Source organism: Micromonospora sp. CA-259024, from assembly GCF_050936255.1.
Taxonomy (GTDB): domain Bacteria; phylum Actinomycetota; class Actinomycetes; order Mycobacteriales; family Micromonosporaceae; genus Micromonospora.
In genome coordinates this window covers 635,621-650,175 of the sequence record NZ_JBNJND010000002.1, presented here as the reverse complement: position 1 = coordinate 650,175, position 14,555 = coordinate 635,621, and the positions used below count along the sequence as shown (strand labels likewise).

The window sequence follows — 14,555 nt, the reverse complement described above, 5'->3', positions numbered from 1 at the left end:
GTCCAGCGCCGACGCAGTGACGTCACCGATGATGGGCGCATGCCCGCTACCCAGACCGAGGCGCGACTGCTCGTCGTCGAGGACGACCCCAACATCCTCGAACTGCTCTCCGCGAGCCTGCGGTTCGCGGGCTTCGACGTGGCCACCGCGACCAGTGGGAGCGCCGCGCTGAACGCCGCCAAGGACCACCGGCCCGACCTGGTGGTGCTCGACGTGATGCTGCCGGACCTGGACGGCTTCGAGGTCATCCGGATGCTCCGCGAGGGCGGCACGCGTACGCCGGTGGTCTTCCTGACCGCTCGGGACGCCACCGACGACAAGATCCGTGGGCTGACCCTGGGCGGCGACGACTACGTCACCAAGCCGTTCAGCCTGGAGGAGCTGACCGCCCGGATCCGCGCCGTGCTGCGCCGCACCACGACCGGCGAGCAGGCCCCGTCCCGGCTCACCTTCGCCGACCTGGAGCTGGACGAGGAGACCCACGAGGTGCACCGGGCCGGCCAGCGCGTGCAGCTCTCGCCGACCGAGTTCAAGCTGCTGCGCTACCTGATGCTCAACGCCAACCGGGTGCTGTCCAAGGCGCAGATCCTCGACCACGTCTGGAACTACGACTTCCGTGGTGACGACAACATCGTCGAGTCCTACATCTCGTACCTGCGGCGCAAGGTCGATACCACCCAACCCCGGCTGATCCACACTCTCCGCGGCGTCGGGTACGTGCTGCGCAAGCCGGCGGCGTGAACGCGGTCGAGCAGGCGAAGGGACGGCTGCGGGGCGTACCACTGCGGATCAAGCTGGTCGCCGCGGTGCTGGCGCTGGTCTCCGGCGCCCTCGTGGTGATCAGCGTTTCGACCGCGTACTTCCTGCACAGCTACCTGGTCGACCAGATCGACCTCGAGCTGCACGAGTCGGCTGACCGGATCCAGTCCATCATGCCGTCGTCGAACCGTGTCTCGCTGCCCAGCGACTACGTGGTCGTGCTGACCAGCCCGACCACTGGGAAGGTCCAGGACTTCGCGTACGACAAGTCCCGCTTCACGGAGAGCGATCTGCCGCCGTGGCCCAGCGACGCGGCCGGGTTCGAAGCGCAGGAGAAGGCCCAGGAGGGCAGCCCGTTCACCGTCCGCGCCCGGGACGGCTCGGTGCGCTGGCGGATGCTCTACACCGAGCTGCCCAGCGGGCAGATGGCGGCGATCGGCGAGCACCTGACCGATGTCGATCTTGCCGTCAAGCGACTGGCCTGGATCGACCTGCTGGTCGGCGGGGCGGTGCTGATCCTGCTCGCCTCGGTCGGCGCGGCGATCGTCCGGACCAGTCTCAAACCGTTGGTGGAGATCGAACGCACCGCCGCCGCGATCGCCGGCGGTGACCTGACTCGGCGCGTGCCCGACCCGGAGCAGGGGCAGGAGCATCCCACCTCTGAGCTGGGCCGGCTCTCCCGTGCGCTGAACGCGATGCTCACCCAGATCGAGGCGGCGTTCACCGCCCGAGCCGCCTCGGAGACCTCGGCGCGCTGGGCGGAGAGCGCCGCCCGGGATGCGGCGGCCGCCGCTCAGGCGTCCGAGGCGCGGGCCATCCGCTCCGAGGAGCGGATGCGGCAGTTCGTCGCCGACGCCTCCCACGAGCTGCGGACTCCGCTGACCACCATTCGTGGCTTCGCCGAGCTGTACCGGCAGGGTGCGGCCCGTGCGCCGGAGCAGACCGCCGGTCTGCTGCGCCGGATCGAGGACGAGGCGGCCCGGATGGGGCTGCTGGTGGAGGACCTGCTGCTGCTCGCCCGGTTGGACCGGGAACGGCCGCTCTCGCTGACCCCGGTGGAACTGCCGGTGCTCGCCTCCGACGCGGTGCAGGCGGCGCGGGCGATAGCCCCGGACCGGCGGATCGAGCTGGACATCGAGCCCGGGTCGGGCCCGCTCGTCGTCTCCGCCGACGACGCGCGACTGCGTCAGGTGATCGGCAACCTGGTCACCAACGCGCTCACCCACACCCCACCAGAGGCCGAGATCCGGGTACGGCTGCGTGCCGAACCGGGTGGCTTCGCCGTCGTGGAGGTGGCCGACACCGGCCCCGGCCTCTCGGCGGAGCAGGCCGAACGGGTCTTCGAGCGGTTCTACCGGGCCGACGCGGCGCGTACCCGGCGGGCCGACGGCAACACCGGCACCGGTCTCGGTCTGGCCATCGTGGCGGCGCTGGTCGCTGCCCACCACGGCTCGGTCGAGGTGGCCGAGACACCCGGCGGTGGGGCCACCTTCCGGGTCCGGCTGCCGCTGCTGCCACAGGTCGACGGAGCGGGCGAGTGACTTTCAGCCAACTTCCAGGACGGTTCCAGGTTGATTGCAGTGCCGGGGGAGAAGGTAGTGCCATGACCGAGTTCGAGTCCGACCCGCAGCGCCAGCCGGCCCCCACCGACGCCGAGCCGTCGCACCCCACCGCCGAGCTGCCGCGCGACGAGCGCGTGCAGTCCGACTCCCCGACCACCCCCGTCCCGGTCGTTTCGACCACGGACGACACGCAGACCACTCAGCTCACGGCAGCCGCGCAGGCCGGCCCGCCGGCCAGCGCGCCGCCCGCCGCCCAGCCGACCGGGTACGAGCCGCCGACCGCCACTCCTTCCGCGCCGCCGTACCCGGTCTCCGGCTACCCGGCGCCCGGCCAGGGCGGCTACCCGCAGCCGAACGCCGGCCAGTACCCCGGCACCTCCTGGTACGCGGGCCAGCAGTCCGGCTGGGCCGGCGGGGGCCAGCCGGGCGTGGCGTACCCACCGCACCAGCAGCACGCCCAGCACCCGGGGCAGCACGCCCAGCACCCGGGGCAGCCGGTCCCTCCGTGGGGCCCGCAGGTCGCGCCACCCGGCAGCGGCCCTCGGCCGGGCCGGATCGCCAAGTTCGCCGGTGCCGGTGTCGCCGTGTTCGCCCTGATGCTCGGATCCGGCGTGGCCGGCGGCGCGCTGGCGCTCGCCCTCGACGGGGACGGTGGCGGCATCACCCGCACCTACTCGGCGGCCCCGGTGCTCAACAGCGCCGACCTGCCGAAGATCGCCGCGTCCGTGCAGGACAGCGTCGTCTCGATCACCACCGACAGCGGCGAGGGCTCCGGGGTGGTGCTCAGCGCCGACGGGTACGTGCTGACCAACAACCATGTGGTCGCCTCCGCCGCTGGTGACACCGTGCGGGTGGTCTTCGCTGATGGCAAGACCGCCGACGCGAAGATCATCGGTACCGATCCGAAGACCGACCTGGCCGTGGTCAAGGCCAGCGGGGTGAGCAACCTCAAGCCGGCCACCTTCGGCGACAGCGACGCCATGCAGGTCGGCGACCAGGTGCTCGCCCTGGGCAGCCCGCTCGGCCTGCAGGGTTCGGTGACCTCCGGCATCCTCAGCGCCCGGGACCGCACCATCCGGGCCGGCGAGGGCCAGCCGCAGGACCCGAGCCAGCAGAGCCAGGCCGTCAGCTCGATCTCCGGGCTGCTCCAGACCGACGCCCCGATCAACCCCGGCAACTCCGGTGGAGCGTTGGTCAACACCCGGGGCGAGGTGATCGGTGTCAACACCGCCATCGCGACCTCCGGGCAGAGCACCGGCAACATCGGCGTGGGCTTCGCCATCCCCAGCAACAAGGCCAAGGACGTCGCGGGCAAGCTCCAGCGCGGCGAGAAGGTCAGCCACCCGTCGCTCGGGGTGGGCGTCAACCAGGCCGAGGGTGGCGGTGCGCTCGTCGCGTCGGTCACCCCGGGCAGCCCGGCCGAGAAGGCCGGCCTCCAGCGCGGCGACGTCGTCACCCGGTTCGGCGACAAGCCGGTCAACGACTCGGACGACCTGGTCGGCGCGGTGCAGGCCGGCAAGGTCGGCGACCGGGTCGAGGTGCAGTTCAAGCGGAACGGCGTCGAGAAGTCGGTGACCGTGACGCTCGCCGAGACGTCCTGACAGACATCTGAACCTGCTTCCTCCCTCCGGCGGCGGGTGGCGGGGCCAAGGGGGTTGGCTCCGTCACCCGCCGCTCTTTTCCGCCCGACGGCGGTTCACCCAGATCGGGTGAACCGCCGTCACCCGTATCGCCGGCAGATTCATCGGGCGAGTCTCGGCAACCGAAACCGGGGGTGGGTGCCATGACCGAGGTGGTGGATGTCCGTGACGACCAGCGGATCCAACGCGACGTCCTGGCGGAGTTGGCCTGGGACGCCCGGCTGCAACCGAACGAGATCGGCGTGACCGTCGACGAGGGAGTGGTCACCCTGACCGGATTCGTGGACGGCGCCGCACGCAGCTGGGCCGCGACCCGTTGCGTCCAGCGGGTTCGTGGCGTACGGGCGGTGACCGACGAGATCGAGGTGCGGCTGCCGGGAACGCCGGGGCGTACCGACTCCGAGGTAGCCATCGCCGCCTCCCGCGCACTGGAGTGGGACAGCTTCGTACCCGCCGAGCGGCTGGACGTGACCGTGGCCAAGGGCTGGGTGATGCTCCGCGGCGAGGTCGAGTTCGGGTGGCAGCGGCGCGCCGCGGAGGGGGAACTGCGCCGGCTCGACGGCGTACGCGGGATCACCAACCTGATCGAGGTGCGACCTCCGGCGCCGCCGGCCACTGATCGGCTGCGCCGGGACGTGCAGCGGGCGCTGCTGCGCACGCTCGGGGCCGAGCGGGTGACCGTCGAGGTGGACGGCGACACGTTGGTCCTCGCCGGGGTGGTCCGTTCGTGGTGGGAACGCGACCAGGTCGAGCGGGTGGCCTGGTCCGCGCCGGGGGTGCGGGTGGTCCACGACCAACTCCTGGTGGGCGGGTGAGCGTCCGCGTTGTCCGGTTTACCCCGGCCGTCACAGGGAAACCGCCCCCGACCATGCCGACCGGCGGTGACGCCGCATCGGGGACCAACGGGGAGGACTCGTGGCCGTGAACCACTCGCCTGCGGGCCGCCCGACAGAGCGGTCATTGCGCATCGCGATGGTGGTTCCACCCTGGTTGTCCGTTCCACCGCCCGGTTACGGCGGTCTCGAGCAGGTCGTCGCGGCCCTGGTGGACGCGCTGACGATGCAGGGGCACGCGCTGACCCTGTTCGGTGCCGGTGGCCACCACGGCACCGCCGCCGACGGCTTCGTCTCCACTGTCCCCGAGGTCCAGTACGAACGACTCGGCGAGTCGCTGCCCGAACTGGCCCACCTGGCCCGAGTGAACCGGCTGATCACGGCGGCCGACTTCGACGTGATCCACGACCACACCACGATCGGCCCGCTGGTTGCCGGCCGCCGGGCCGTGCCCACGGTCGCGACCGTCCACGGCAACCCGGTGGGGGAGTACGGGGACGTGCTCGGGGACATCGACGCCGGAGTTGCCCTGGTGGCGATCTCGCACGCCCAGCGCCGGCTGAATCCCGGCCTGCCCTGGGCCGGCACGGTGCACAACGCGCTGGACATCCGCGGCTTTCCGCGCAAGACCGAGCCCGGCCCGGGGCCGGTGCTGTGGCTGGCCCGGTTCAGCCCGGACAAGGGCCCGGACATCGCCATCCGGGCGTGCCGGGCCGCCGGGTTGCCGCTGCTGCTCGCCGGCAAGTGCAACGAGCCGGCCGAGCGTCGCTACTACGAGCAGGTCGTCGCGCCACTGATCGACGACGACGTGACCGTCGTGCTCAACGCCGACCGCGCGGAGACACTGCGGATGCTGGTCGACGCCCGCTGCCTGATCATGCCGATCCAGTGGGATGAGCCGTTCGGCATGGTGATGCTGGAGGCGATGGCGACCGGCACGCCGGTGGTGGCGCTCAACCGGGGGGCGGTGCCGGAGCTGGTCCGTCCCGGGGTGACCGGGTTGGTCTGTGAGCGGTCGGAGGAGCTACCCGGAGCGTTGCTGGCGGCAGCACAGCTCGACCCGGAGGACTGCGTGGCGCACGTCGCGGAGAACTTCTCAGTCGAGCGGATGGCGTACGGCTACGCGGAGGTCTACCGGCGCTTCGCGGCCGGCCGGCACGACATCCGCGAATCGGCCCGGGTGTCGGCCCGCTGACCTGGCCCGCGCTGGTTCACACGCGGTCAGACCCGGGCCGCACCCAACTCGGCGATGGCGGCGTCCAGGCGCTGTGCGTACGCCGGGCTGATACCACCCTCGCCGAGGCGGACCGCGACCTTCTCGCGCAGCCGGGCCACCGGCGCCGCCAGCTCGTCGCGGCCGGCGCTGACCGCGACGGTCAGGTTGCGCAGCTCGTTGCGCAGGTCGAGGCCGATGTCGGCACGGATCTCCCCGGCGCTCAACCCGGCGTCGATCAGCGCGTCGACCCGGTTGGCGGCCTCGACCAGGGTGCCCGGATCGGAGGTCGGTGAGCCGGTGCTCGGCTTCGCCGACGGTGACGCGGTCGGCCCGGACGGTGTGGAGGCCGGCGGGTCGCTCGGTGGGCTCGTCACCGGGCCGGCCGAGGGCTGCATCCGGTGGGCCGGCTGCTGATCGGGCAGGAGGGCCACGCCGGTCAGCATCGCCCCGACCGTCAGGACCGCCGTGACCAGCAGCAGCGCCAGCCTCTGTCGCGGCCGGGTCGCCTCGGCCGCGGTCTCGCCCGGCACGGCCGCCGTCTCTCCGTCTGCCGTCGGGACGCTGACCGGCCGCGGCGGCAGGTGCCGGTCGGGCGCCGGAACGGTCACAGCCGGCGCATCCGCCGGCAGCAACTGGTCGCGTAGCGCGGTGGCGACCTGCCGGGCGGTCGGTCGATCAGCCGGGTTCCGGGCGAGGCTGCGCAGGCAGATCCGGGCCACCGGTGGGGGCAGTTCCGGCAGCTCGGCCAACGTCGGCGGCGGGCCGCTGGCCAGGGCGGCACTGAGCTGCTCCCAGGTGTCCGCCGGGTACGGGACCCGGCCGGTGAGCGCCTCGTGCAGCAGGACGCCGAGTGAGTACACGTCGGTGGACGGCTGGGCCGGAGCGCCGTCGAGTCGTTCCGGGGCGACGTACGCCGGGGTGCCGAAGGTCTCGCCGTCCTCGTCCTCGTCGGGTGCGCCGATCCGGGTGGCGATGCCGAAGTCGAGCACCTTGACACCCGTCCCGGTCAGCATCACGTTGGCCGGGGTGATGTCCCGATGCACGATGCCGAGCCGGTGCGCGGCGGCCAGCGCGTCCGCGACCTGCGCGCCCACCTGTACCGCCTCGGCCCACGGCAACGGCCCCTCGGTGAGGCGCAGCTTCAACTCCTCGCCGCTGAGCAGCTCCATCACCACGAACGAGGTGATCGAACCGTCCTCGGCGACCGTCTCGCCGTAGTCGTGCACCGAGGTCACGTGTGGGTGCACCAACTGGGCGGCGGCCCGCGCCTCCTCGCGCACCATGCCCCGGAACCGCGCGTCGGCGGCCAGCGACGGGGCGAGCACCTTGAGCGCGACGACCCGGTCCAGCACCTCGTCCCTGGCACGCCAGATCACCGACATGCCGCCGGCGCCGATCTGGTCGAGAAGTCGGTATCTGCGAGCCAGCAGGCGGCCCGCGTGCAGTGCTGCCGTCACGGATCGCACCTGCCTCGGGGGTGGGAGCGGTATCAGGTTGCGCGAATGTCTCCTGCCTGTCAACGCCGCCGCCGTCCCCGTCGACGGGTGGCGCCTGGCGTGCGCCGACCGCCCGGCGACGGTGGCCGGCCGGTCTGCTGCGGGCGCGTGCCAGGATGAGGGGCATGGCGGGGGGACCGGTGGCGTTCGTGCTCGGCGGCGGGGGAGTGCTCGGCGCGGTCGAGGTGGGCATGCTGCGAGCGCTGTTCCGCGCCGGCATCCAACCCGACATGGTGCTCGGCACGTCGATCGGCGCGGTGAACGGAGCACTGGTCGCCGCCGACCCGTCGGAGGCGGTGACCGACCGGCTCGTCCGGCTCTGGGCCTCGCCGGAGGCGAGCGAGGTGTACGGCGACTCGGTCGCCCGGCAGTTGCGCCGCTTCGCCGCCCGCACCCACCTGCACTCACCCCGGCCGCTGCGCCGCCTGCTCGAGACCGAGCTGGGGGTGGACACCACCTTCGCCGAGCTGCGGGTGCCGTTCCGCTGCTGCGCCGCGCACATCGAACGGGCCGCCGAGCACTGGTTCGACAGCGGCCCGGTGGTGCCGGCGGTGCTGGCGTCGGCCTCGGTGCCGGGCCTGCTCCCACCCATGGAGATCGACGGCGCGCACTACATCGACGGCGGCATCGTCAACTCCATCCCGATCGGCGAGGCGGTGGCCGTCGGCGCTCGCCAGGTCTTCGTTCTCCAGGTGGGCCGGATCGAACGCGAGTTGACGCCGCCCCGACGGCCCTGGGAGATCGCGCAGGTCGCGTTCGAGATCTCCCGCCGGCACCGCTTCTTCCGGGAGATGGCGGCGCTGCCCGAGGGGGTGGAGGTGCACGTCCTGCCGACCGGAGGGCTGAACCCCCGCGACGACACCCCGTGGGCGTACCGGGACATGGCGGCGGTGGGACGGCGGATCAGCCGGGCGTACACCGCCTCGCGGCGCTACCTCGCCACCCACGTGGAGCGGTGATGCCGCTGCCTCCCAGGTGGCTGCGTCGCGTGCTGATCGCCCCCGCCGTGGTGGTGCTGGCGTTCGTCGTGGTCACCACGTTGCCGGTCTGGGCGCTGCTCGCCGCGGCCGCCTCCCCGCTGGTCCCGGGCCGGTTGCGCCCGCTGCGGCTGCTCTGGATCGGCTGCGTCTACCTGGTCTGGGATGCCGCCGCGCTCCTCGCGCTCTTCCTGCTCTGGGTCGCCTCCGGCTTCGGCTGGCGGACCCGGTCCCCGTCCTTCCAGCGCGCGCACTACGTGCTGGCCGGCTGGTTCCTGCGGGTGCTGTTCTGGCAGGCCCACTGGACACTGCGGTTGCGCATCGACGTGGTGGGCACCGACCCGGACACCGCGCTGCCCGGGCGGCCTGAGCTGGTGCTCTGTCGGCACGCCGGGCCCGGTGACTCGTTCATCCTGATCCATGGGCTGGTCAACTGGTTCAACCGGGAGCCACGGATCGTCCTCAAGGACAGCCTCCAGTGGGACCCGGCGATCGACGTGCTGCTCAACCGGCTGCCCAACCGGTTCATCGCACCGACGCCGGAGCGCGGCGAGGAGACGGTACGCCAGGTCGGGCACCTGGCCAGCGGCCTGGACGACAACGACGCGTTCGTGATCTTCCCCGAGGGCGGCAACTTCACCCCCAAACGGCGGCTGCGCGCCATCGCCCGGCTGCGTTCCCTCGGCCTGGAACGGATGGCCCTGCGCGCCGAACGGATGCGCCACGTGCTCGCCCCACAGCCCGGCGGGATGCTCGCCGCGCTGGACGCCGCCCCGGACGCCGGGGTCATCTTCGTCGCCCACACCGGGCTCGACCGGATGCTCACCGTCGCCGACGTGTGGCGGGAGCTGCCGATGGACAAGCGGATCGTGATGCGGTTCTGGTCGGTTCCTCCGGAGGACGTACCGGTCGGACGCCAGCAACGCATCGACTGGCTCTTCGACTGGTGGGCGCAGATCGACGCCTGGATCGCGGCCAATCGGGATGGCGCCGCGTAGGGTGCGGTCGTGGACCAGATCTGCGTGGTGACGACGGTGGTGGACGCGCGTTCGGTCGCCGACGTGCTGGCGGCGGCGGCCGTCGCTGGCCGGCTCGCCGCCTGTGCCCAGGTGGGTGGTCAGGTGGACAGCACCTACTGGTGGCGGTCCGGAGTGGAGACCAGCACCGAGTGGTCGGTGCAGTTCAAGACCTCGCCGGACCGGCTCTCCGCGCTGGTGGACCAGATCCGGGTCAGCCACCCGTACGAGGTGCCGGAGATTCTGGTGTCCAGGGTGGAGAGCGGCGATCCCGCCTACGCCACCTGGGTGCACGAGCACACCAGACCCTGAGTACGCGCACTCTGGGCCACGCCCTGGTCGGCTCCCGATGATGACCGGGTGGATGACACCCGCTATCCCTGCCCCGCCTGCGGCGCTCCGGCCGACCTGAGCACCGGCTGCACCGGCTGTCTCCGGGCGCCCGACCCGATCGCCGCTGAGGTGGTCCGGCTGGGCCGGGAGATCGCCCAGCTCGAGCCGGAGGTGGAGCGGGCTCGCCGCACGTACGCCGAGCTGGCCGGACGCCTGTCGGTCACCTCGCGGCGGCGGGCCGAGCTGGCGGCGGCGGTGCGCGCCGGGTTGGCTGCTTCCGTCGTGGCGCGCCCAGCACCTCTCGTCGGGCCGGTGCCGCCCGTCGGCCCGCTTCCGGCTGCCACGGCGGATTCGGCGCCGGGTGCGGCGGAGACCTCGACCCGGACCGTCCAGGGTCTGCTCTTCGTCCTCGGTGGACTCCTGCTGGGCACGGCGGCGGTGGTGTTCACCGCGGTGGCCTGGGCGGCGGTGGGGGTCGGCGGGCGGGCGTTGATCCTGGCCGTGTTCACCGCGCTCGCTCTGGCCGTACCGCTGCTCGCGGTCCGCCGAGGGCTGCGCGGCACGGCGGAGACGTTCGCCGCGGTCGGGTTGCTGCTGGTGGTGTTGGACGGTTACGCGGCCTGGTCGGTGGACCTGGCCGGCGTGGCCGGCTGGCCGGGCAGCCAGTACGCCGCGCTGGTCGGGGGGGCCAGCGCGGCGGTCGCCCTGGCGTATGGCCGGTGGAGCGGGTTGACCGGGCCCTGGTTCGCCGCCCTGCTGGCCGTCCAGCCGGTGGTTCCGCTGCTCGCCGCCGAGGCGGAACCGGGCGCGGCCGGTTGGGCGCTGGTCCTGCTCGGGGTGGCGCTGCTGAACCTGGCTGTACTGGCCGGGCTGCGCGGCCGGGACGGGGCTGCTCAGCTCGTCGGCCGGGTGCTGGCCGGGATCGGTCATGTCGGCGCTCTCGTCGCTGCCGCTGGTTGCGCCCTGGTGCCGCTGCTCGGCGGGCGGGCGGCGGGCTCGCCACTGCTGGCCGGGCTGCCGCTGTTGCTGGCCGCGCTGACCGGGCTCGGTGCGGCCTGGCTGGTCGGGGGGCGGGCGCTGCGGGCGGTGGCCGCCGGGCTGCTGGTGCCGGTGCTCGCCGCCGCCGTGCTGCGGCCGGTGGCCGAGCTGCGGCCGTCGCTGTTGCTGCTCGCGGCGGCGACGGTGGCCCTCGGGCTGGCCGTCGCGGTGCGGCTGCTGGCGGGCACGATCCGAGCGGAGGTGCCCGGTGCCGGTGGTTGGCGGAGCGGTCCGCGCGTTGGCGCTCTGCTGGTCGCGGCGGGCACCGCACAGGTGGCCGTGTTGGTCGCCGCCGCGCTCGCGGTTGCCGCCGTCGGCCGGTCGATGCCGCCGTGGGGCGGGGCCGGGACAGGGCCGGATCTGGACTGGGGCTGGCAGCTGGCTCCCGCGGTGGCGCTGGCGATCGGCGCGACGATGCTCCTGCTGCCCTCTGGTGCGCGGGCGGTGCTCGCCACAGCCGGCGCGGTGGCGGTGCTGCTCGCGCTGCCCGCCGGCTGGACCGCTGCCTGGCCGGCGGTGCTGGCCGTCGACCTGGCCGGCGGGGTCACACTGCTGCTCGTCGTACTGGCCCGCCCGGCGACCCGCGCGGCCCTCCTGCTCACCCGCGCGCTCGGCGGTGCCGTCCTGCTCGGGCACGGGCTGCTGATCGCCCTGGCCACCCCGGCCGGTGTCCTGGTGGCGCTCGGCGTCATCGCCGTGGTCGGGCTGGCACTGGCCGTGCGACGGGGCGTGGGGCCGTACCGGCGGGTCGCCGGTGCGGGTCTGCTGGTCGCGCAGCTCGCGCTGCCCGGGATCGCGCTGGCGGCGTTGTTCGCCGCGGGCGCGCCACCCTGGTGGCAGGCCCGGCTCGCGTTGGCCGCCGCCGGGCTGCCGCTGCTCGTGGTGCTCGCGGCACGTCGTCACCGGGTGGAGCTGACCGGGTACGCGGTGACCGGTGCCGTGGTCGCGGTGACCGTGCCCGGACTCGCGCCGCTGGTCGGGGCGGGGAACGAATCACTCGCGCTGTACGCCGCGCTGGCGGCGCTGGGGGTCGCGCTCGTCGTCCGGTGGGACCGACCGGAGGCCGTGGCCCACCAGCCGGCCCGGTCGGGGCTGGTGGTGGCGTCGGGCGTCGCGCTGGCGTCGGTCGCTGTCCTGGCGGCCCTGCCGACGGTGCTGACCGCGCTCGTGTCGCCGTACGGCAGCCGGGGGTCGGTCTGGTCGGGGGTGCCCGGGGTCGTTTCCGACCCGGCGGCGCTCCCCGTCGGGACGGCGCTGGCCGTGTTGGCGGTTGCCGCCGTCCTGGCCGGTCGGTGGGTCCGCCCATCGGCGCTGTCCGCGTTGCCGTTCGTCGGGGCCGCGTTGCCGGTGCTGCTCGTCGCGTTCGGCGCACCGTGGCCGGTGCTGCCCGCTGCCGTCCTGCTCTCCGGGGTGGCCGCACTGCTGTTTACCGCACTGTCCGCGCCCCGCCCGGCGCTCGCACCGATCGCCGTACCGGTCGGGGTGGTGCTGGTGGCGTCCGGCGTGGTGGGCCTGCTGGCCACGCGGGCCGGCACGCTCGCTGCCGAGGGGGTGCTGTTGGTGGCGGCGGTGGTCGTCGCCGTCGGGGCGCGCGCGGTCGAGGTGCGTCTCGCCGGTTGCCTCGCCGGTGTGGGTGCGGCGTCCGCGCTGGCGGTGACCGCCCCGCTCGCCGGCGGGCTGCCGTTGCGGGCGGCGGCGTACCCGCTGCTGGCGGTGGCCGCGCTGGTGCTGGCTGTCGCCGCCGTGACAAGCCCGGTGCGCGCGGCTGCCACGGCCCTGCCGCCCGCCCGGGTCGGGCGGGTGCTGGACGCTGCCGCGCAGGCGGTGGCGCTGGTGGCGGCGGTGCTCACCGTCGAGGTGGCACGGCATCTCGCCACCGTCTGTGTGCTCTGGGGTGCCGCCGTCGCGCTGCGGCTGCTGCGCCGAGGTGAGCCGGCCAGCCGGCGGTGGGCGTTCGCCGGCATCGCCGCCGGCAGCGAGTTGCTCGGGGCGTGGGTGCTGCTGGCAGCCGGCGGGGTGACAGTGCTGGAGGCGTACACCCTGCCGGCCGCGGCGCTCGCCCTCGGCGCGGGTCTGCTGGCGCTGCGTACCCGGCCCGGGTTGACGAGCTGGCCGGCCCTCGGCCCGGGGCTGGTCGCGGCGCTGCTGCCGAGCCTGGTGTCGGTGCTGGCCGGTGCGGACCCGCAGCCGTGGCGGCGACTGTTGCTCGGCGCGGCGGCGCTGGGCGTCGTGCTGGCCGGCGCGACCCGTCGTTGGCAGGCACCGGTGCTGCTTGGTGGCGGGGTGCTGGCGCTGTTGGCGCTGCACGAGCTGGCCCGAGGCTGGGATCTGCTGCCCCGGTGGATCTATTTGGGCGTCGGCGGGCTGGCGCTGGTCGGGCTGGCCGCCACCTACGAGCGGCGGCGGCGTGACCTGGCACGGTTGCGCGCCGTGGTGGGCCGGTTGGGCTGAGCCGAACGGCCGGGGGTAGGGCTCGCCCTACCCCCCATTCGGGGGCTGTCAGGGTTACTCACCGCTACTGCTCTCGGCAGACTTGACAATAGCCCCGAACCACACCGGTACGGGCGCAAGCGGAACGGGAGCAGCGATGGCGCTCGGAGCGGTGGCGGAACCGCCGGTACAACGGCGAGGTAGTGACTACGCACAGTTGTCCCGACGGATCAGCCAGGCGGGCCTGCTGGAGCGACGCCCCGGCTCGTACGTCACCCGTATCGTGCTCACCCTCGGGGCCTTCGTGGCCGGCTGGGTGGCGGTGTTCCTGCTCGGCGACTCCTGGTGGCAGCTGCCGCTCGCGGCCCTGATGGCGGTGGCCACCACCCAGGTCGCGTTCCTCGGCCACGACGCCGGGCACCGCCAGATGTTCCGTCGGCGCGGCCCCAGCGAGTTGGTGGGGCTGGTGGCCGGCAACATGGCGGTGGGGATCAGCTACGGCTGGTGGGTCGACAAGCACAACCGGCACCACGCCAACCCGAACCACGAGGACGAGGACCCGGACGTCGGCGCGGGCGCGCTGGTGTGGACGCCCGAGCAGGCGCTGGAGACCCGTGGGTTTGGCCGTTGGATGGCTCAGCGGCAGGCGTACTTCTTCTTCCCCATGCTGCTGCTGGAGGGGCTGAGCCTGCACGTGGCGAGCATCCGGGCGATCATCGGCCGGGAACCGGACGGCCGGTACACCACTCCGATGCGGCACCGGGCGGTCGAGGCGGTGCTGCTCGTCGCGCACACCGCCGGCTATGTGGCGCTGCTGCTGGCGGTCATGTCGCCGGTCAAGGCGTTGCTCTTCGCCGTCGTGCACCAGGCGCTGTGGGGCCTGTACATGGGCTGCGCGTTCGCGCCGAACCACAAGGGCATGCCGATGCCGACCGCCGAGGACGAGCTGGACTTCCTCCGTAAGCAGGTGCTCACCTCCCGCAACGTCCGCGGCAGCCGGCTGGTGGACACCGCGTTGGGCGGGCTCAACTACCAGATCGAGCACCACCTGTTCCCGAACATGCCCCGCGCCAACCTGCGCCGGGCCCAGCCGATCGTCCGCGCCTACTGCGTCGAGCAGGGCATCCCGTACGCCGAGACCGGGCTGGTCGAGTCGTACCGGCAGGCGCTCGGTCACCTGCACGAGGTGGGTCGGCCGCTGCGCGGCTGAACGAAACGGCCGCTGCGCGGCTGAACACGCACGGAGGGTGGGGGC

At 73.6% G+C, this 14,555-nt stretch carries 11 protein-coding genes; 10 read left to right on the top strand and 1 reads right to left on the bottom strand.

The window, feature by feature from the left end:
- Window positions 1–39: 39 nt before the first annotated feature.
- From ACQEUX_RS22305 to ACQEUX_RS22285, 5 genes are all read left to right on the top strand, one after another.
- Window positions 40–741, top strand: coding sequence for a response regulator transcription factor (locus ACQEUX_RS22305; RefSeq protein WP_030336721.1), 702 nt, complete (start codon window positions 40–42; stop codon window positions 739–741).
- On the top strand, window positions 738–2,300 hold the full coding sequence (locus ACQEUX_RS22300) for a sensor histidine kinase (protein WP_433051607.1): 1,563 nt from the start codon (window positions 738–740) through the stop codon (window positions 2,298–2,300). Before ACQEUX_RS22305 ends, ACQEUX_RS22300 begins: the two co-directional genes overlap by 4 nt.
- A 62-nt stretch (window positions 2,301–2,362) precedes the next feature.
- Window positions 2,363–3,922: a trypsin-like peptidase domain-containing protein gene (locus ACQEUX_RS22295; protein WP_433051604.1), complete on the top strand. Its 1,560-nt coding sequence runs from the start codon at window positions 2,363–2,365 to the stop codon at window positions 3,920–3,922.
- Between the two features lie 182 nt (window positions 3,923–4,104).
- Window positions 4,105–4,776: a BON domain-containing protein gene (locus tag ACQEUX_RS22290; protein ID WP_433051601.1), complete on the top strand. Its 672-nt coding sequence runs from the start codon at window positions 4,105–4,107 to the stop codon at window positions 4,774–4,776.
- Between the two features lie 157 nt (window positions 4,777–4,933).
- Complete coding sequence (locus ACQEUX_RS22285) at window positions 4,934–5,989, top strand: glycosyltransferase family 4 protein (protein ID WP_433051598.1); 1,056 nt, start codon at window positions 4,934–4,936, stop codon at window positions 5,987–5,989.
- Between the two features lie 26 nt (window positions 5,990–6,015).
- Here the strand turns inward: ACQEUX_RS22285 and ACQEUX_RS22280 are convergent, their stop codons facing one another.
- Entirely contained in the window at window positions 6,016–7,467 is a 1,452-nt protein-coding gene (locus ACQEUX_RS22280) for a protein kinase domain-containing protein (RefSeq protein WP_433051595.1), read from the bottom strand.
- 164 nt (window positions 7,468–7,631) lie between these two features.
- On the opposite strand from ACQEUX_RS22280, the gene ACQEUX_RS22275 reads away from it, so the two are divergent.
- From ACQEUX_RS22275 to ACQEUX_RS22255, 5 genes are all read left to right on the top strand, one after another.
- Window positions 7,632–8,465 carry a patatin-like phospholipase family protein gene (locus ACQEUX_RS22275; RefSeq protein WP_433051592.1) on the top strand — a complete coding sequence of 278 codons (834 nt, stop codon included), beginning with the start codon at window positions 7,632–7,634 and terminating at the stop codon, window positions 8,463–8,465.
- A complete protein-coding gene (locus ACQEUX_RS22270) occupies window positions 8,465–9,481 on the top strand; it encodes a 1-acyl-sn-glycerol-3-phosphate acyltransferase (protein WP_433051589.1) in 1,017 nt (338 codons plus the stop codon). The genes ACQEUX_RS22275 and ACQEUX_RS22270 overlap by 1 nt, the downstream gene beginning before the upstream one ends.
- A gap of 9 nt (window positions 9,482–9,490) precedes the next feature.
- The gene (gene cutA, locus ACQEUX_RS22265) at window positions 9,491–9,811 is read left to right on the top strand and encodes a divalent-cation tolerance protein CutA (RefSeq protein ID WP_433051586.1); all 321 of its coding nucleotides are present in this window, start codon (window positions 9,491–9,493) and stop codon (window positions 9,809–9,811) included.
- A gap of 48 nt (window positions 9,812–9,859) precedes the next feature.
- Window positions 9,860–13,321 (top strand): SCO7613 C-terminal domain-containing membrane protein, encoded by a 3,462-nt coding sequence (locus ACQEUX_RS22260; protein ID WP_433051583.1) that lies wholly within the window; start codon window positions 9,860–9,862, stop codon window positions 13,319–13,321.
- A 136-nt stretch (window positions 13,322–13,457) separates the two neighbouring features.
- On the top strand, window positions 13,458–14,510 hold the full coding sequence (locus ACQEUX_RS22255; protein WP_433051580.1) for a fatty acid desaturase family protein: 1,053 nt from the start codon (window positions 13,458–13,460) through the stop codon (window positions 14,508–14,510).
- The last annotated feature ends 45 nt before the right edge of the window (window positions 14,511–14,555 follow it).

What these genes read in the sequence shown, in the direction of transcription:
- ACQEUX_RS22295 (WP_433051604.1), top strand. Translation starts at nt 2,363, where the DNA reads ATGACCGAGTTCGAGTCCGACCCGCAGCGCCAGCCGGCCCCCACCGAC.
- ACQEUX_RS22270 (WP_433051589.1), top strand. Translation starts at nt 8,465, where the DNA reads ATGCCGCTGCCTCCCAGGTGGCTGCGTCGCGTGCTGATCGCCCCCGCC.
- ACQEUX_RS22285 (WP_433051598.1), top strand. Translation starts at nt 4,934, where the DNA reads ATGGTGGTTCCACCCTGGTTGTCCGTTCCACCGCCCGGTTACGGCGGT.
- ACQEUX_RS22305 (WP_030336721.1), top strand. Translation starts at nt 40, where the DNA reads ATGCCCGCTACCCAGACCGAGGCGCGACTGCTCGTCGTCGAGGACGAC.
- ACQEUX_RS22255 (WP_433051580.1), top strand. Translation starts at nt 13,458, where the DNA reads ATGGCGCTCGGAGCGGTGGCGGAACCGCCGGTACAACGGCGAGGTAGT.
- ACQEUX_RS22290 (WP_433051601.1), top strand. Translation starts at nt 4,105, where the DNA reads ATGACCGAGGTGGTGGATGTCCGTGACGACCAGCGGATCCAACGCGAC.
- ACQEUX_RS22275 (WP_433051592.1), top strand. Translation starts at nt 7,632, where the DNA reads ATGGCGGGGGGACCGGTGGCGTTCGTGCTCGGCGGCGGGGGAGTGCTC.